At 39.4% G+C, this 18,829-nt stretch carries 17 protein-coding genes; 7 read left to right on the top strand and 10 right to left on the bottom strand.

Features of this window, described 5'->3' with window-relative positions; translation table 11 throughout:
• Positions 1-1,645, top strand: a 1,645-nt coding sequence (locus tag AC33VI_RS15475; RefSeq protein ID WP_491783165.1) for an efflux RND transporter periplasmic adaptor subunit, incomplete at its 5' end; no start/stop codon positions are given.
• A gap of 17 nt (positions 1,646-1,662) precedes the next feature.
• On the opposite strand, the gene ruvB is transcribed toward AC33VI_RS15475, so the two are convergent.
• The 5 genes from ruvB to AC33VI_RS15450 form a co-directional block, all read right to left on the bottom strand.
• Positions 1,663-2,670, bottom strand: coding sequence for a Holliday junction branch migration DNA helicase RuvB (ruvB, locus tag AC33VI_RS15470; protein ID WP_491783167.1), 1,008 nt, complete (start codon positions 2,668-2,670; stop codon positions 1,663-1,665).
• Between the two features lie 136 nt (positions 2,671-2,806).
• Positions 2,807-3,025 carry an RNA-binding S4 domain-containing protein gene (locus tag AC33VI_RS15465; protein WP_491783164.1) on the bottom strand — a complete coding sequence of 73 codons (219 nt, stop codon included), beginning with the start codon at positions 3,023-3,025 and terminating at the stop codon, positions 2,807-2,809.
• A 209-nt stretch (positions 3,026-3,234) separates the two neighbouring features.
• Positions 3,235-4,155, bottom strand: a complete 921-nt coding sequence (locus AC33VI_RS15460; protein WP_491783163.1) for an alpha/beta fold hydrolase — start codon at positions 4,153-4,155, stop codon at positions 3,235-3,237.
• Positions 4,156-4,403: 248 nt separating this feature from the next.
• A complete protein-coding gene (locus AC33VI_RS15455) occupies positions 4,404-4,844 on the bottom strand; it encodes an Hsp20/alpha crystallin family protein (RefSeq protein WP_491783162.1) in 441 nt (146 codons plus the stop codon).
• Positions 4,845-5,001: 157 nt separating this feature from the next.
• Positions 5,002-6,231 carry a family 10 glycosylhydrolase gene (locus AC33VI_RS15450; RefSeq protein ID WP_491783161.1) on the bottom strand — a complete coding sequence of 410 codons (1,230 nt, stop codon included), beginning with the start codon at positions 6,229-6,231 and terminating at the stop codon, positions 5,002-5,004.
• Positions 6,232-6,801: 570 nt separating this feature from the next.
• Between AC33VI_RS15450 and AC33VI_RS15445 the strand changes: the two genes are divergently transcribed.
• Positions 6,802-9,987, top strand: a complete 3,186-nt coding sequence (locus AC33VI_RS15445; RefSeq protein ID WP_491783160.1) for an efflux RND transporter permease subunit — start codon at positions 6,802-6,804, stop codon at positions 9,985-9,987.
• A 45-nt stretch (positions 9,988-10,032) separates the two neighbouring features.
• On the opposite strand, the gene AC33VI_RS15440 is transcribed toward AC33VI_RS15445, so the two are convergent.
• The 4 genes from AC33VI_RS15440 to AC33VI_RS15425 all read right to left on the bottom strand — a co-directional run bounded on the left by AC33VI_RS15440 (position 10,033) and on the right by AC33VI_RS15425 (position 13,701).
• The gene (locus AC33VI_RS15440) at positions 10,033-10,920 is read right to left on the bottom strand and encodes a sulfotransferase domain-containing protein (protein WP_491783159.1); all 888 of its coding nucleotides are present in this window, start codon (positions 10,918-10,920) and stop codon (positions 10,033-10,035) included.
• 228 nt (positions 10,921-11,148) lie between these two features.
• Entirely contained in the window at positions 11,149-12,114 is a 966-nt protein-coding gene (locus AC33VI_RS15435) for a protochlorophyllide reductase (RefSeq protein WP_491783158.1), read from the bottom strand.
• 128 nt (positions 12,115-12,242) lie between these two features.
• A complete protein-coding gene (trmH, locus tag AC33VI_RS15430) occupies positions 12,243-12,896 on the bottom strand; it encodes a tRNA (guanosine(18)-2'-O)-methyltransferase TrmH (RefSeq protein WP_491783157.1) in 654 nt (217 codons plus the stop codon).
• A gap of 7 nt (positions 12,897-12,903) precedes the next feature.
• Entirely contained in the window at positions 12,904-13,701 is a 798-nt protein-coding gene (locus AC33VI_RS15425; RefSeq protein WP_491783156.1) for a TrmH family RNA methyltransferase, read from the bottom strand.
• Positions 13,702-13,992: 291 nt separating this feature from the next.
• On the opposite strand from AC33VI_RS15425, the gene murA reads away from it, so the two are divergent.
• Together murA and AC33VI_RS15415 are read left to right on the top strand one after the other, a co-directional pair.
• Positions 13,993-15,345 (top strand): UDP-N-acetylglucosamine 1-carboxyvinyltransferase, encoded by a 1,353-nt coding sequence (gene murA / locus AC33VI_RS15420; protein ID WP_491783166.1) that lies wholly within the window; start codon positions 13,993-13,995, stop codon positions 15,343-15,345.
• Between the two features lie 230 nt (positions 15,346-15,575).
• Positions 15,576-16,283, top strand: coding sequence for a GDSL-type esterase/lipase family protein (locus AC33VI_RS15415; RefSeq protein WP_491783155.1), 708 nt, complete (start codon positions 15,576-15,578; stop codon positions 16,281-16,283).
• Positions 16,284-16,383: 100 nt separating this feature from the next.
• Here AC33VI_RS15415 and petJ read toward each other — a convergent pair whose 3' ends face one another.
• Complete coding sequence (gene petJ, locus AC33VI_RS15410) at positions 16,384-16,719, bottom strand: cytochrome c6 PetJ (RefSeq protein WP_491783154.1); 336 nt, start codon at positions 16,717-16,719, stop codon at positions 16,384-16,386.
• Between the two features lie 256 nt (positions 16,720-16,975).
• Between petJ and petE the strand changes: the two genes are divergently transcribed.
• From petE to AC33VI_RS15395, 3 genes are all read left to right on the top strand, one after another.
• Positions 16,976-17,335: a plastocyanin gene (gene petE, locus AC33VI_RS15405; RefSeq protein ID WP_491783153.1), complete on the top strand. Its 360-nt coding sequence runs from the start codon at positions 16,976-16,978 to the stop codon at positions 17,333-17,335.
• A 135-nt stretch (positions 17,336-17,470) separates the two neighbouring features.
• Positions 17,471-17,758 (top strand): DUF3493 domain-containing protein, encoded by a 288-nt coding sequence (locus tag AC33VI_RS15400; protein WP_491783152.1) that lies wholly within the window; start codon positions 17,471-17,473, stop codon positions 17,756-17,758.
• Between the two features lie 133 nt (positions 17,759-17,891).
• Entirely contained in the window at positions 17,892-18,743 is an 852-nt protein-coding gene (locus AC33VI_RS15395) for a universal stress protein (RefSeq protein WP_491783151.1), read from the top strand.
• Positions 18,744-18,829: the final 86 nt, after the last annotated feature.

Below are 18,829 nucleotides of genomic sequence, written 5' to 3'. Positions count from 1 at the left end.
AGATCTCGGAACGGGCGATCGCCTAATCGCTGGATCTTTAGGAGAGTTAGACAGTTTACTTTTAGAAAAAGCTTTTTTGGGGGTCGATTCGGCTAAGTTAGCCTATCCCGATCGAGCATCCAACTTTATGCCTAAAAATGCTTTATATATCACAGAAATTGACGATAAATTTTATTTTCTCGACTATACAAAAGCCGAACCAAGCGATCGACCAATTGAGATTACTACTGACAGTTTAGCTACTTCTTCCGTAGCACCTGCTAATATTTCCCCAGCAGATTCCGATTTAGCCAAAGAATCGATTAAAAACAAAAAAGCAGCTTTATTTACAGGCAAAAAAGCTTTATTAATTGGGTTGGGATTGGGAGTATTTTTTACTTTGGGAGCGAGTCGTTTATTTTCTAGCCCTACTGCCAGCAATGGAGGAGAATCTACCGCACCTGAAGTCGCCCAATCTACCGCACCTACCCAAGCAGTAACCGCAGTTAAAGTTGAAACTACTGCGATCAACAATACTTTAGATGCTTCTGGTACGGTAAGAGCGTTTGAAAGAATTCCTGTAATGTCCCAGGCATCAGGATTGCAGGTTGCAGAAGTGCTAGCAGAAAGAGGAGATTACGTAGAGCGCGGACAGGTTTTGGCAAGACTGAATAACAAAGCTCTAGTCGCTCAAAAAATAGAAGCAGAAGCTGCTGTAGCTCAATTTAGATCGGCACTAGATGAATTGCAAGCAGGAAGTCGCGTAGAAGAGGTCGCTCAAGCAGAATCTAGAGTAGCTAATGCAGAATCGGCAGTCGTTCAAGCAGAATCAGATCTAGAACTGATTCAAACCAGAGTAGAACGCAATCGTAGTTTACAGCAAGAAGGAGCAATTACGCGCGATCGCTTTGATGAGATTTTGAATCAAGAAAAAGTAGCCGAATCTAATCTAGCAGGGGCAAAAGCCAATCTCAATGAAGCCAAACAAGCTCTAGCCCAGGTAAAAGCTGGTTCTCGCCGTCAAACTATCGCTCAAGCAGAAGCACAATTAATTCAAGCTCAAGGTAGATTGCAAGCTATTGAAGCCCAATTAGAAGATACAATTATTGTTGCTCCCAGCAGTGGTGTAATTGTCTCCCGAGAGGCTAGGGTAGGACAGATTGCTTCTACATCAGAAATGTTATTTTCCATCGTACAAAACGGACGCTTGGAATTGAGATTGCAAGTACCCGAAACTCTAATTGGTAAAATTCAAGCGGGGCAATCGGTAGATATTACTTCTAATGCCGATCGCAACTTCAAATTAACTGGAAAGGTCAGAGAAATAGACCCCCTAATTGACGATAGTTCTCGCCAAGCTGTAGTTAAAGTAGATTTACCTAGTAATGAGAAACTCAAACCAGGAATGTTTTTGCAAGGGGCGATTAATACCGATACCAACCAAGGTTTAGCCGTACCTATTGAAGCCTTGTTGCCATCAGCGGAAAATCGAGCTACTGCCTTTGTGTTGCAATCCGACAACACTGTAAAAGCTCAAACCGTAAAAATGGGAGAGATTTTAGACGGTCAAAAGATTGAGGTAACGGATGGTTTGCAATCGGGCGATCGCATTATCTTAAAAGGTGCTGCTTATCTCAAGGATGGCGATCGAGTTAAAGTTAATTAAATAGTTACTCAACAAAATCAAAATAACTCTGTTTGATTTGGCTTATCGTCCTTGTAGCCTAGATGTTGGTAGCTTTTATTTGTTGCCATTCTGCCACGGTGAGTGCGGCTGAGATAGCCATTTTGTAAAAGATAAGGCTCGTAGACTTCTTCAATAGTTTTGCGGTCTTCTCCCGTAGCTGCGGCGATCGCTTCTAAACCCACAGGTCCTCCATCAAACTGTTGAATTATGGTATTCAATACCAACCGATCTGTCCAGTCCAATCCTTCTCGATCTACATCAAACAGATCCATTGCCATTGCTGCCAATTCGTCAGTAATAGTTTCTGCTTTTTGCACTTGGCTGTAGTCTCTAACGCGACGCAATAATCGATTAGCAATTCGGGGTGTTCCGCGAGAACGACGAGCAATTTCGATCGCCCCTGGTTCTGTAATAGCGGCATTAAGAATTTCTGCGGTACGTTTGACAATTAAAGTCAATTCGTCTAATTCGTAAAAACGCAACCTTTGGATGATGCCGAAGCGATCTCTTAAAGGAGAAGAAAGCGAACCTGCTTTGGTTGTTGCCCCAACTAAAGTAAAAGGAGGAAGAGTCAGACTTCGAGTTTTGGCAGTCGTTCCTTTGCCTATAGTTATGTCCAAACGAAAATCTTCCATGGCGGGATAGAGTAATTCTTCCGTCATGCGATTTAAACGATGAATTTCATCGATAAATAAAATATCCCCTGGCTTGAGGTTGACTAGCAATCCTGTAATATCTCTCGGGCGTTCTAAAGCTGGCGCAGAGGTAATTTTACAGTTTACTCCCATTTCCGTTGCCAGAATTAGAGACATGGTTGTTTTTCCCAAACCTGGAGGACCATATAATAAAAGGTGATCTAAAGGATCTTGTCTGCCTTTAGCAGCTGCGATCGCAATCTGCAAAATTCCTTTTAAATCTTTTTGACCAATGTAGTCTTCCAAACGTTGGGGACGTATTTTGTCTTCATTTTGCTCTGTTTCCTCAGTATTAGCTTGAGGAAGCATTAAATTTAGCTCTATTTCTGGCTTTTTGGGGGAACGAGATTGTCTGGAAGAAGAGCTTTGGGAGTCAGAAGATCTTTGTATTGCCATTATTGACTCATATTACGCACTAATGTATTTGTTAAGACTGGGTAACTTTTTATGATGAATGTTGTAATTCCACCCTATGAGTTTGACCCGCAACTTTGACTATATCTCCCGTAATTAATTTGCGTCCTCTTCTAATTTCTTCGATCCCGTTAACTTCAACTATTCCCTGTTTGATAATAATCTTGGCTTCTCCTCCAGTTTGAGCTATACCCTGCCATTTGAGAAATTGGTCTAGCTTGATATATGGTTGCGATGGCGATGAGTTCATTTAGATTTAGAGTGATAGGAACGATCGATATTTATTTACTTCGATCTAGTCTAATTTATTGTATAGCAGCCACAACCCCAACTGTTTTAAGCTGATAAAGGGCTGCGCCATAGTTATTAGTTAGGGACGTTTCATGAAACGTCCCTAACTAATAACTAATAACTAATAACTTCAGAACAATTGTATTATAATCAATCTGTGACTCATGATTAATTAAATTTTAAGTCAGTATTTTTGACTAACTTAGCGATCGCTTGGCGTAAATTAAAAGTATGAATTAAACCTACATATCCAGCATAGACACATTGTTGTTCGGGTTTAAAGACATAGACGCGATCGATTCCCCAAAGATTGCTTAAAGTGTTAATCGTCGTACCATCGGCAAAACGAGCCACTACTTGAGAGCGATCGCAATTACTATAATCCGCATCGGTCATTCCTGGGAGCGAGCGCAATTTTTGAATTATTTTAGTGGCGCAGTCCGCTTGAGGAGGCGATCCTAGTTGGGGGTTTGCCCAAAAGTCTTCAATAATAGGAATCATTTGGGGATGGGATCTCATGGCAGAATGGGGAATGTCAGAAACTAGCAAGGAGTTGGCATAGTCAAACTTAGTATTTTCTACGGTAACCAAACCATCAGTACCGTTATGAATATTGCTAGCTACAGAAAGAGTGGGAATCTGTTGGGCGATTTTTTCGGCTATGTCTCGACGATTTTTTCCCAAACACTTAGCAGTGCCGATACCAATGCTCAAAGGATCGATTAGTCGCGCTACGTTAGAGCCGCCGACAGGAGAGCCAAGCAAAACTAATGAATGTACTCGTTCCCACCATTGAGGATTGCGGTTTAATACTTCAAGCCACATCAACCCACCCATTGAATGCCCAATAATTTTGATAGGAGTATAGGGGTATTGATTAATTACTTCGGCAACAATTTTTTCTAGTTTTTTTACCAAAGGTTGAATACTAATAAAGGTAGTAATATATCCCAAACTAGGAACGGTAACTATTGTTTGTTCGTCAGCTACTGCTGTTGCCAGTCTGCTAATACGATTACCATTATCCGCCCAACCGTGTTGAGCAAACAATAGAAATTGAGGATTATTCTCGGTCGATACATTTAACATTTAATATTTAGTATTTAGTATTTAAGATTAATTTTATTGTTCTTAATTTAACATCTATTTATTAGTTTTTGATAGTTAGGGATCAATATTTATTTTGTACTAATTATTGTATGACTTATAAACTTAGGTTAATACTTGAAAAAAGTAAACAGCAAGGAAACTAGCTACTCTTATAAGAATAGCTAGTCGATTATTAACTACTTGGATAAACTATCAGAACCTATTTATAGTCAAATTTAGCAACTATATTATTCAGCTAAATTAACCTTAACTACTCTATTTTGTTCCTCTTCCGATTTAGGTAAAGTAAGGACGAGAATGCCGTCTTGATATTCAGCTTTAACTTCGGTATTTTGAATCCGTACGGGTAGAGGAATGACTCTAGCAAACCTACCATAACGAAATTCCGACCGAGTTTTATTTTCTGCGGTAACTTGAGACTTACGTTCTCCAGAGATAGAGACGCTTTTAGCAGTAGCTTCAATATTAATATCGGCTACATTCATTCCTGGTAATTCTAATTTAAGAACTAAAGCGGTTTCAGTATCGGTTAACTCCGCAGCAGGAACTTTAGAATAGTTTCCAAAATCGGCGATGTTAGCAGGAGTTAAAACTTCGTTGAAAACTTTATTCAAATGTTGTTGAAAAGCGTCCATTTCTGCCCAAGGATTATAACTAACAATTGCCATAACTTATTAATTCCTCAATCATTTTTTTTTCTTTGCTTTGATTACATTTTAGAAAAAACAAATGGTGACTGTAAGTGTGGTTTGTTGCCTTTTTTTTAGGGTTTTCTGCCCGAACCTTTACCGTATATTTATTTAGGGAGAACCGAAAAATAAAAATCTATTTGTTCTCCGTTAGGCTTTTAACCTGAGAGGCGGTTTGTTCGGGTTTACCAGAGAGGGGAAAAATTAAGACATTGTCGATCGCCTGATTATCTAAGATTTCGGGCAGACGATGAAACTGCTTGTCAGTGATAGCAATGCCACCATATTGTTTGATGTAGTCTAGTTCGGCTTGAAAGTTTTTTTCGTTGTAGTTTTGGATGAAAATGCGATCGACATCCCAATTTTTCCAATCAGCAGCAAAGTAGCGTTTTGCCCAGTAGGGATTATGATGACAGAGATCGAAGCTAACGTTGGGATTAGCTTGTTTCATCGATTTAATCATCTCTCGGACGAACTTCGTCAGGCTAGCAGTGCGATCTACTTTGCCTGGTAACTCGGCATGGTAGCTTAAATAATCGTCCCACTGTACTGCATCGATTTGGGGATATTTAGTCACAAATTCCGTAACTAACTCGCGGAAGAATTTAGCAACTACAGGATTCTCCACATCTAATAGATAATGTTCTACTCCTGCATAGGTGCGATCCACTCCTGGGATAATCCACTTTTCAGCGATCGCGCGATCAAAGATAGGACTATTTTTATCGATTTTAATGCCCTTCTCAAAATAAGCATGGACTTCCATTCCCTGATTGTGGGCTTCATCAATTAACCAATCCAACCAGCGATCGCGAAATAAATTGGGACAACTATCCATCCCAAAAGTTTGTTGCATTACCTCGCTTTTGTACATGGTACAAGCATTGCCCGCAACTCCATGAATAATCGTATTAAAACCCTGTTGGCGATAATAACGAACGCGATCGCGAATCATTTGTTCGCTGGCATTATTAGTAACTTGATAGCGACTTAAATAAATTCCTCGGATATTTTTTTGCGACCAATTGCTTTTAGGTAAAGGTTTTGTGGATATGACTTCTGGCGGTGGAGGAGGTTCGGGAGTAGCAAGAACTTCTGGGGTGGAAGGGATGATAGTTGGCGGTAAAGTCGGGGTAGGAGTGGGAGGTGTAGGAGGAGGTGCGGGTGGGGGAGGTTCGTCAACAGGAATAGAAATTTCTACTCCAGGAATTTTAGCTAAAAAATCGTTAATTTGATTAGCATCAATATCTGGCAAACCATTTTGACGAAACCACCAAAATCCCCCACCTAAAACTAACAAAATTACCGAGATGGGAATATTGGCACAACCGCAACCACAGCCTTTGTTTTTATTTGGTTCGGACACTTTTTTCAGGGATGAGAAATAAGTAATAAGTAATAAGTAATAAGTAATAAGTAATAAGTGATTGAGACATAAAAGATCCTACGACACTTAAATAATACGTAGGATCGAAAAATAATATGCAACTGAACAATGTTAACTGTTGACTGTTGACTGTTGACTGTTGACTGTCTACAGCCAATTGCCAACTAAAAGTTGCAGAGATTCGATAATTTCTCTAGCTTGGATTAGATTCTATTGACTGGGATTATTGCTAACTAGCAATCCGACTAAATCTCGATAAAGCGGTAGATGGCTTCGGCTTGTTGCCAACTATTGAGGGCTGCTTGACTTTTCCCTGCTGACAAATGCAAGCTTCCTTGAGTGTTTAAAACTTGAGCCAAAAGAGTAGTCCGATCCTCAGACTTATCTAGTAATTTCAGACTTCGCTTTAGATAGCGATTCGCTAAAATTAAAAATAGACTGCGAGCGCCACTTAATATTTGTACACATAACTAGAGAAAAAAAGCTAAACTATATACTCAACAAGCTTTAGCCTAGCTTACTCATCCCCGATAATTTATCCCGCAAAATATGTCTTTCCATTTCTCATCTTGGTCGATTAAAAATCCCGTACCGACTATTGTTACCTTCCTGATTTTGGGCATAGTGGGTATTATCTCCTTTATGGGTTTGGGAATTGATGAGTCTCCCAATATAGACGTGCCGATTATAATTGTCAGTGCCAATCAGAGGGGAGTTAGTCCAACGGAATTGGAGAATCAGGTTACTAAGAAAATCGAGGATGCAGTAGCCAATTTAGATGGAATAGACGATCTTAGTTCTACTATTACTGATGGTAGTTCTCAGACGGTGATTAATTTTGATCTTGGCGTAGATAGCCAGCGTGCTATTAACGAAGTGCGGAATGCAATTTCACAAATTCGTCCCGATCTGCCTCAAGATATTGACGAGCCTAATGTGACTCAGCTTCGGTTTACAGGGGGTACGGTAGTTACTTATGCAGTGGTTTCCGAGCGGCGATCTGTAGAAGATATTAGTAATTTGGTAGATCGAACAATTATTCCCGACTTGCTCAATATTAAAGGTGTCGGGGATGTAGAAAGATTGGGAGGCTTAGATCGAGAAATTCGAGTTAATTTAGATCCCGACAGATTGCAAGCCTATGGCATTACTGCTTCGGAGATTGACAGTCAAATCGCTCAGTTTAACCTTAACCTTTCAGGAGGGCGATCGGAAGTTGGTGGCAGAGAGCAAAGTGTCCGTACTTTAGGTAGTGCTAAAACTGTCAGGGAGTTACGAGAATATCCCATTGAGTTGGGTAATGGGGATACAGTACCTTTATCTAATTTTGGCGAAGTACTGGATGACTTTGAAGAAGTACGCCAAAAAGCTTTTTTGAATGGCAACCCCGTAGTTAGTTTTGCCGTTAAAAGAAGTTCTGGTAGTACTTTAGTGACAGTTGAAGAGGGAGTTACCGAGAAAATAGCCGAATTAAAAGAAACCCTGCCAGAAGACATTACCTTAGAAAAAATATTTACCCGTGCCGATTCAATTAGAGCTTCTTTTCGGGGAACAATTAATTCTCTAGTTTTAGGTTGTTTGCTGACAGTTATCACTGTAGGAATTTTTCTCCGTGACTGGCGGGTTACTCTAATTACTGCCACAGCTTTACCCCTATCAATTATTCCTACCTTCTGGGTAATGAAGTTTTTAGGTTACACCCTCAACAGCATGAGTTTACTAGCTTTGGCTTTAGCGGTGGGTAACTTAGTAGACGATGCCATTTGTATGATTGAAAACATCGATCGCCACTTACAAATGAAGAAACTACCTTTCCAAGCAGCTTTAGACGCAGCTAGGGAGATCGGTTTGGCAGTAGTAGCCACGACAGCGACGATTGTAGCGGTATTTATTCCCGTAGCTTTTATGGGTGGTATTCCTGGGCAATATTTCCAGCCTTTTGGAGTAACGGTAGCAGTATCGACGATGTTTTCTACCCTAGTGGCTTGTACGGTAACTCCAATGCTGAGTGCTTATTTACTCAAGCCCAAACAACAGCCTATTAAATATCCTCGTTTTCAAGCTTTTAATGCTTTAGATTACGATATTACTCCAGAAGCAAGAAGATTAAATCCGATTAATTCTGCTCAAATTAGTTTATTTAATTCTTCTCAAAATTTAGAAATTAATAGCAAGGGCAAATTGCAACCCTACCGCTTCTTACTCAATCTCGCTTTACGCAATCGCATAACTACCCTAATTCTCGCTGCTGCTTTTTTCTTTGGTAGCTTGCAACTAGTACCCTATATTCCCAAGGGATTATTTGATGCGGGGGATACGGGTTTGAGTACGATTCAAGTAGAATTGCCCCCAGGTTCAAAATTAGATAGTACCGAAGAAATTGTTTTACAGCTAGACAAACTATTGCGCCAACAACCCGCAGTAGATGATGTTTTGTCCCAGGTAGGGGAAGAAGGAAATATCAATCAAGGATTGGTAACGGTCAAATTACTACCCAAAGAAGAGCGGGAAGTTTCCCAACAGGAATTCCAAGAAGCAATGCGATCGCAGTTTAATAATATTCCAGGGGCGAGAATTAGCTTCCAAAGTCAAGGTGCTGGAGGAAGTGGCAAAGACGTATCTTTAATCTTACAAAGTAATACTCCCGATATTCTGATCGAGACTGCCAACAATCTAGAAAGACAAATTCGAGAAATACCAGGTTTGGTAGAAGTTACTTCTAGTACTAGTTTGGTTCAACCAGAAATCATTATCGAGCCAGATCCCAAAAGAGCTTCAGATTTGGGAGTTTCCGTCCAATCGATCGCCAACACTGCTTCCTTAGCTTCCATTGGTAATACTGAATTTAATTTAGCTAAATTCAACTTAAGCGATCGCCAGATTCCCATTAGAGTTCAAATTAACCCCGAGAAACGTCAAAATATTGAAACTTTAAAAAACCTCCGCATTCCTAGTAGAAATGGCTCGTTAGTACCCTTAACTGCCGTAGCCAATATTCGTCTAGGTAGTAGCCCTGCCACCATCGAAAGATTCAACCGCAACCGTCAAGTAACCGTAGAAGCAAACTTACAGGGAATCTCTTTAGGAGATGCGATCGCCAAAATTAGAGCTTTACCAGCCATGACATCCCTTCCTCCCGAAGTTAGAGAAGAGCCTTCTGGAGATGCAGAAATTATGCGCGATATCTTTGCTCGTTTTGGTGGAGCATTAGGGTTGGCGATTTTATGTATTTATGCCATTTTGGTTTTACTTTATAACAATTTCCTTTATCCCCTAGCAATTTTAGTTGCCTTACCTTTATCTGTTGGCGGGGCGTTATTAGGGCTACTCGTTACTCAAAAAGAACTGGGTTTGTTTGCCTTAATCGGGATTGTCTTATTAATGGGGCTAGTAACCAAAAATGCGATTCTCTTAGTAGACTTTGCCCTAGCAGGGCTAAAAGAAGGAAAAAATCGCAAACAGGCGGTAATCTCTGCGGGTGTATCCCGTTTGCGTCCGATCTTGATGACTTCTATCTCTACTATTGCAGGTATGATGCCCATCGCCCTAGAATTTGGCGCAGATGGAGAAGTACGTAGCCCAATGGCGATCGCCGTAATCGGTGGTTTTACTACTTCTACTCTCTTAACTTTAGTAGTTGTTCCAGTACTATTTACTTTTGTCGATACCTTTATTCGTTGGTTGGGTAAATACCTCAACGCCAACCGTCAGGAACAATTAAAGACTACAAACTAAAGACTATTCTTTTCGAGCAATTCTTTTATCCCGAACTCAGGTTGATTACCAACCATAATCTTTCCCCATAAACTCATACAATGCTTCATTATGGGGCTTAAAATAATCGTCGAGATACTCATAAACACGAGGTTCAAACTGGCGTTTATTTGGAGCTATATTAGCAGCACGAAGATCTGTAAGTTCAGATTTATCGGGATCTACTCCAATAAATTCAAATACTTTCTTGACCGTATTTACAGTGTCGGTAAATAGCTCGTTACTATCTAAAATTAACATTTGCTCGCGAGCAAAATATTGCAAATATCTTTCAATTTGCTCTTTATATAAACCACGACTTTTATAGGAATTTTCAATAAAAACTCGATTTTTATAATCTTCAGCTTCAATAATTGGTTTTAAACGAGCTTCTTCTGCTTGCATGGCTTCATAACAGGGTAATTTATCCCAATTTCTTCTTGCCCCGTGTAAATAGTGAGAAACAGCCCTAGTAGTCGGATTTCTCAGAAGAAGAATTAATTTAACATTAGGTAGAACTTGAGAAATTAGCTTGGGAGATAAAGGATTGAAAGCATAAATTGGGGTTGCTTCATAGACTTTGGCATCAGCATTTAATTCTTTTTTGAGGGGAAAATGAGCGCGATACCAAGACTCACCCTTAGCAAAAGTATCTACTCTAGGATTTTCTCCGCGATCGAAAAAATGAACTTCTTTCTTATAAGCACAATATACGTCGGAATGATTGGCTAAATATCTAAATAAGCTAGTAGTACCAGCTTTCATCACCCCAATAATAATGAAATCAGGTAATGCGCGATCGCCAGAGGTAAAATAACGATAGGGAAAAGCAGGATCGTATTGTCTTCTAAAAGAATTGTATTGTATTCTGAGAAAATCGATTCTTTTTCTATAATTTGACTTGGTGCTAGACACGACAATTTCTATACTTATTTACAAATAGCTATCGGAAAAATTATTATTTAGGCGAACTTGAAAATCTTGGCGAGTGCTTTTCTCTTCAACTCATAAATTACTCGCCAAATTCCTCAATCTTATATTTTACCCAAAATCTAACAGCTATTATAAAGGCATACTAGTGTCATGTCTCAAACAATTCTTGAAAGGCAGTATGCTTAGTTTTTCGGCGATCGCATCTTGGGTTTAAAGTCCGACTAATTTTTCGCTCAATTCCCACAAACGTTTGCCTTTGTTAGCATCCATTGCTTCATCAGATATTTCTTGTTTGAAGGCAGGGCGATCTTCATCTTGGCGATTTCCCCAACTATAATAAACCCCAGACTCGTTAAATTTGGGATCTGCTGCTACTTGAGCGACTCTTTCTCCCGCTAATTCTTCCGTTACGTACCCCCCAGTAATGTTTTTCTGAAACCAAGGGAAAATAGTTCGGAACAAAGAATAGTGATTGCGGAATAAAGCAGTTTCAGCCACGCATCCAGGATAGAGCGCATTAAAAATAATTCCTGTAGGCTGGTGATAGCGATCGTGTAGCTCTCGCATAGTTAACATATTACAAAGTTTACTATCTTTATAAGCCTTTCCTGGTTTAAATTTTTTACCATCGATCATAGCAATAGGAGCTTTAAAGCCAGCTTCCATACCCTGTAAATCTCCCAAGTTTGGTGGTGCGGGGATGGGAATTTTTCCTCCTATTTCTTTGGGATTAGCAGTAACCGTTCCTAAAATTACCAATCTTTTTTCTCGTGCGGGAGATTTTCGCAAATCTTCTAACATTAGATTGCACAATAAGAAATGTCCCAAGTGATTGGTAGCAACACATAACTCATAGCCTTCTTTGCTTCTTTGAGGCTCTTTTTCCAATGGCAAATACACCGCAGCATTGCAGACTAGAGCATCGAGAGATTTTCCTGTAGCGCGAAAATCTGCCACAAACTGACGCACGCTATCTAGAGAAGCTAAATCGAGATGAATAATACTATAACTATCTTTATTAATGCCGACTTTCTCGGCTGCTTTTTCCGTTTTAGGCAAATTGCGACAAGCCATAACCACGTGCCAGCCTCTATCTGCTAGAGCTTTAGCTGCATACAAGCCAACCCCAGAAGATGCCCCTGTAACTACTACTGTCGATTGTCGTTCTTGTACCATTTCTTAAAAAATCTATTTATTATTTATACTTCTCTTAAAGTCTCATATTAGATAACCACCTCGATCGAACTATTTATAATTCTTTAGCTGCTAGCTTTACAAACATTTACCAGGGCGCAAAATTGAGTTTACAAATTTGCTAATATCTCTCCCTCTTCTCCCAAATTTGGATATGGTTTTCCTTGGCGACGATACATATCGGCAATATCGGGATAACCCCATTCAAAAATAGTGCGATTGTAGGTTTCTGGAGCTAAACGCACCTTATCGTATAAGCCAGCCTCCAATCTCTGCCGTTGTGCCTCAAACAAAATTACGGCATTGGCTACAGAAACATTCAGCGACTGCACCATTCCTTGCATGGGAATAATAATATGTCCGTCTACTAAGTCTGCTGCTTCTGGGGTAACGCCCCATTTTTCCGTTCCGAGAAGAATAGCTGTGGGTTGAGTATAATCAATTTGACGATAGTCTACCGCAGTATCGCTAAGATGAGCAGCATATATTTTATGTTGGTTGGCTTGTAATTGTTGAATAGCAGTTTTAATATCGGGATGGGAATGTAGTTTAACCCACTTTTCACTTCCTTGAGCCACTTGAGAAAATGTTGGCGTGTCACTATGACGGTTTACGGTATGAACTGCAAAGACTCCTACTGCATCGCAAGTACGAATAATCGCCGAAAGATTGTGGGGTTTGTGTACGTCTTCAGTTAATACGGTTAAATCTGGCTGTCTGCGATTTAAAATTTGCTTGAGTCTTTCATATCTTCTGGGAATCATTGTTAATTTAACTAACTTTCACCTGTCTTTGAGCTTCATAAAGCAGCAATGCAGTGGCAATCGCCACATTTAAAGACTCTACACCATTTGCCAAAGGAATTTTAACTCGTTCGTCGGCTAATGAAATCAATTCCTTAGATAATCCCGCTCCTTCATTTCCCAATACAATCAAACTAGGATGGCTAAAATCTGCATCCCAATAGTCTAGATCGGCATTAGAAGTAGTAGCAATAACTCGAATGCCTCTTTCTTGGTGTTGCTGAACCACTTTTATAAGATTTTGATTGGTAGCAATAGGTAAACCAAACCATTCACCTACACTAGCTCGTAAGACTTTTGGGTTGTGAATATCTACGCTATCGTGGCTCAACCACAGACTATCAACTCTTGTCGCTACTGCACTGCGAATAATCGTACCGAGATTGCCAGGATCTTGGAGTCTTTCTAAAGCAATTCCTAGCTTAGTTTGAGTAACTTTTGGTTCCTGCTGGGGGCGACGGGGTGCGATCGCCACAACTCCATCGGGGTTAACCGTAGTAGCGATCGCCTTCAATACTTCAGAGCTAACAGGCTGCAATTCAAAACCTTTGTTAGCAATTGTTAGGCATAATGGCTGATGATTTTCATACCAGCGATCTGTGTGAAAAATAATTTCTAATTTATAATCTACTTGACAAGCTGCTTCAACTAGATTTGTTCCTTCTAAAAGTAACAAATTTTGTTTTTGTCTTTCCTTGGCACGATGCAGCTTTCGAGCTTGTTTGACCAGGGGATTTTGAATACTAGTTAAAATTATATTTTCCACAAACTATTGACGAATAGCATTACTCGAAGTAATACTTTGGTTGCAAATTAACATTTATCTTAGGAGTTAGATCGAATTGTTTTTAGCAAACACAAACATCTAAATTTAGCTCGTCTAGGAATTCCTAAGACTTTGCGTCTCATTTTCATCCACAGACTCTAATTATGATTGATTTTTAAGCTGAATGTCAAATATCAAGCAATCTCTTATATTGCTTGGCTCAGAATCTGTTGTTTATTGATGTAGACGCTCAAATTAAATTACTATTTTTACTATCAAGAGGATAAGACCATTAATTCTATCTCTAACTTAACTCCAAGTATAACTGCGACAGATGCTCCTCAAGCAGTATTAGAAATCTGGGGCAAAACGTCTCTCAAAGGAAAAGTAGAAATCAGTGGAGCTAAAAATTCTGCTCTGGTGCTGATGGCTGGATCGATACTTAGTTCTGGTAAAACCGTTTTAAATAACGTTCCTAACTTAGTAGATATCGAGCGTATGGGTCAAATTCTGACTTCTTTAGGGCTTAAGCTAAAAAGATCTGCTGCCACTTTAGAAATTGATGCTGAAGATATTAATCCCTCCGAAGCACCCTATGATGTAGTCTCCCAATTAAGAGCTAGTTTCTTTGTAATTGGTCCTTTATTAACTAGATTGGGAACTGCTAGAGTACCTCTTCCTGGTGGATGTGCTATTGGAGCGCGCCCTGTAGATCTTCACGTGCGGGGTTTGCAATCAATGGGAGCAAACGTATCCATTGAAGATGGAGTAGTTCACGCCAATTTAGTGGGTGCTGCTCGTCGCTTACAGGGAGCAAATATATATCTCGACTATCCCAGCGTAGGAGCAACAGAAACCATCTTAATGGCAGCAACTTTGGCAGAAGGTACAACTACTATCGGCAATGCTGCCCAAGAGCCAGAAATCGTCGATTTGGCTAACTTTTGTAATGCTATGGGAGCTAAAGTTAGCGGTGCGGGAACTAATACGATCTCAATCCAAGGAGTTAAAGAACTATACCCCATAGAATATAATGTAATTCCCGATCGTATTGAAGCAGGTACATTTTTAGTAGCTGGAGCAATTACCCAATCAGAAATCACCCTTGCTTCCGTTGTTCCCGAACACCTCGCCCCAGTGATTGCCAAGCTCAAGGAAATAGGCTGTCAAGTAATTGCCGAACCTGGAGAAGGTCAAATGTTTGGCGGCAATCTTCAAGCACAAAATTTGAGAATTATTCCTGGAGAACTTCGCGGTACGGATATTGAAACTCTTCCCTATCCTGGCTTCCCCACGGATATGCAAGCTCAATTTACCGCATTGCACAGTATTAGTAAGGGTAATAGCGTGATTACCGAAACTGTGTTTGAAAACCGCTTGCGTCACGTAGCTGAATTGCAACGTATGGGTACTAATATCCGCGTCAAAGGAAATCATGCGATCGTCCAAGGAGTAACTTCTATTTCAGGCGCGCCAGTCATGGCTACGGATTTAAGAGCTTCTGCTGCTCTAGTGTTGGCGGGTTTAGCAGCGGAAGGGAAAACCACCGTTCGCGGTTTGCACCATTTGGATCGAGGTTATGAAAATATTGAAGGAAAATTGAGAAATTTGGGGGCAAAATTAGAGCGAGTTATTCCTGGATAAAATTTAGTTGGTTTGGTTTTTTTCATCGATCGAGGCGATCGCTATATTAAAGCTCAATCTATAGAGCGATCGTTTCTCAATCCAGTTTTCATCGATCTTTTACTAGTTTTGACTCTTCTGTTTCTTTCAGAGATCGGATATACTCTATTTTTAAGATTAAAGCAATAATTATGTATGATTATTGCTGTATAAAAACTTTTATATAAAAAACTTTTTTAATAACTCAATTTATGCAAGCAATTCTTTCTCCAAACTCTACTTTCATCGCCAGTAAAGATAATGTGTTTCAAAAAAAATTGAAACTACGTCAGCCTTTAAAAATTATTGCTTTAGGAAATAGTTTGATTTATGGTTTTGGCGACTATGTTGGTGGCGGTTGGGTAGAAAGATTGCGTCGTCAGTGGATGTCCCCTCAAGGAGAAGGTCATGTTTTATATAATTTGGGAGTTAGGGGCGATCGCACAGTGCAAGTTTCTCGGCGTTTGGAACAAGAGTTTAGTCGTCGTGGAGAATTACGCAATCGAGTGCCAGATTTGATTTTACTTTCGGTGGGAGTTAACGATTCTCCACGACTGGGTAAAGCAAAAGGAAAGTATTTGACTGATTTTGCAGAATTCAAGCAACAAATGGATTATTTACTCGATCTAGCTCACAATCTCTGTCCCGTTTTATTTATTGGCATGACTCCTGTGGATGAGAGTAAAATGCCTTTCATGGACTGTCTTTATTACAATCATTTCGATCAGTATCGCTACAAAGAAGCAACTTTAAAAGCCTGTCGAGAGAGAAACATTCCTTATTTAGATATTCTCGATCTTTGGCTTTCTAGAGGCACTAATTGGATTAGCAGTCAGTTAGGAGAAGATGGTTTGCATCCTAATGTTTCTGGCTATCAAACTCTATTTTCTGACATTATGGCATGGGAGTTGATGGATTAATTTGATTAAAACTAAAAAAGATCCTCGATCGCCTTTGGTGAGGAATCGAGGATTTAAGTAATCTAGAAAATCTATTAAACTATCAATAGGAGCTTAAAGCCTACCAGCCTTTCTCAGCTTGGGATAGAACGTAAGTTGCTACGTCGTCAATCTGAGAATCAGTCAAACGACCTTTGAACGCGGGCATAGCGTTTTTACCGTTATTTACTTGATAAGTAATCGCTTCAATAGAATTCATTTCGTATTTTTCTAAATCTTCTTTCTGTAGAGTTTTTGCGCCGTTAACGACGTTTCTGCCTCCAGCGTGACAAGCAGCACAGTTAGCACTAAAAATTTGCGCCCCACTAGCTGCGTCTCCAGCCATTGCAGGAGTAGCAAAAGTAAACATAGCTGCGGTTAAAAAAATCACTAAAGCGGACAGTATTCTGGCAAACATAGTTTCTCCTCTCAAAATCTTAAAAATTCAATCAAAAATATAGATTGCAATCGATCGTTAATTGTTAACTTGCAGTTCGATACTGTCAAAAGACAAGCTGTAGAACTTTTACAACTCGTCAAACTTCTGTAGTAATATATTTACTGGGAACTAAGCCATGCAAAAAGTATTAGAATTTTACTTAGGGCATCAAATTCCCTGTTTTTCAGGAACGTTTACTACAAAAAATCATATTGGACACAGAGAGTTCTTAAAAATGGCTAAAAAATTAAGTTTGTTATTGTCTGCATTAGTATTAGTAGTATCTACCTTTTTCTTCGGCGTTAACCCCGCTGCTGCTGCTACAGTAGAAGTAAAAATGGGTACTGATAATGGAATGCTTAAATTTGACCCTCCTACTGTAACCATCAAAGAAGGAGATACTGTTAAGTGGGCTAACAACAAAATGTCCCCTCATAACGTAGTGTTTGAAAACGCTGCTGATAAATCTCACAAAAACCTAGTTTTCTCTCCTGGAGAAGGCTACGAAAGTACTTTCAACGAAGCTGGTGAATATTCTTACTACTGCGAACCCCATCGCGGTGCTGGCATGGTAGGTAAAGTTATCGTTCAATAATCTCGACAGCTAAATCGCTCGAGCGAACGAAAATAAATAATATTTTGCAGGAGAGGATACAGACATTAAGTTTGACTCTCCTTTTTTCGTTACCATACCTAATATCTATTTAAAAAATAATACAAATTACAAATAATGGTAGAGTTATCTCCTGAAGAATTGGCCAGAGCCAAGAAAAATAATTTAACCCCAGAAAAATACGCTCGTTTGCGAGCAGAAGCAAAAGCTCCCTACAAAGGCTTGAGAAAAATTTTCTACATTGCTTTTGGTGCATCTGGTTTAATTGGAGCTTTTGTCTTTTTGGCTAAACTAGCTACAGGTCAGAATTTAGAGACTAACTTCCCTAATTTTTTGCTTCAGATTGGTGTGGTCGCTCTGATGCTATTTTTATTTCGTTTAGAAAGCAAGAGTCAAGACAAATAAATAATTTATTCTATTTATTCATTAATTAATTAGTCATTAAGTTTTATACTCCAAATCGCTATTTGGGGTAGTGATTAGCAGTAATCTAGAATCATCAGAAAATTAACGATGTTTGAAAATTCTAGGGCTGACAATGCTTAATAAAATTCTATATGCAGACTCTGGTGCGGACAATGCCCAAGAGATGCTTAAAATTTTACTCGAACTTCCCGTTACCAAAAATTCTCAAGTTACAATCCTGCAAGTTATTTCCCCTAAAATGACTGAGGAAGAAACAGTAGCTAAAGAACAAGCCGAATCTAAAATTAAAGAACTAATTGCTAGATTGGGTATAGATGCAGGAAAAGTTACGAGTAGAATTGAAGAGGGAGAAGTAAAAACTACAGTTTTAAAAGTTGCAGCAGAAATAGATGCGAGCCTAATTATTATGGGTTCTCGCGGTTTGGGCAAGCTACAATCTATTTTGAGTAATTCGGTCAGTCAATACGTTTTTCAACTGACAGATCGTTCGATGTTGTTGGTAAAAGATGATATATACGTCAAGAAGCTCAAACGAGTGATGGTGGCAATAGATAAGTCTCCTGCTGCTAATTATGCTTTAGATGTTACTTTGTCCATGCTTCAAGGATATAAAGATGCGGAAATACTTTTAACTCGTGTCAATCCCGATTTAGATCCCAATTTGGCATTATCGAAAGAAGATATGGAAAGCAATCCCATTTTAGCTCCTGCGGTCGCTAAAGTTAAAAGAATGGGTTTTGACTATAAATGTTTGGTTGCGGGAGGTAGACCCGCTCAGAAAATTTGCAGTTTAGCAGAAGCAAGAAACATCGATCTTCTAGTATTGGGTTCTCCCGAACGTCGTCCTTCTATTGCTAAAAGCCTTCCTGATATAGAGCGTTTATTAGGTAGTTCTCTGTCAGATTATATTCGGATTAAAGCACCCTGTCCCGTTCTTTTAGCCAGACAAGAAGTAGAAGTTTAAGTAGCTATCTATATCTAACTAAATTAAGCTCGTTGTTTTTTTAAATTCGACGGGCTTTTATCGATATATATGATTGATTTTTGGCT

The sequence above is a fragment of the Waterburya sp. genome, assembly GCF_058530065.1.
This window is presented reverse-complemented; position numbering and strand designations above follow the sequence as displayed.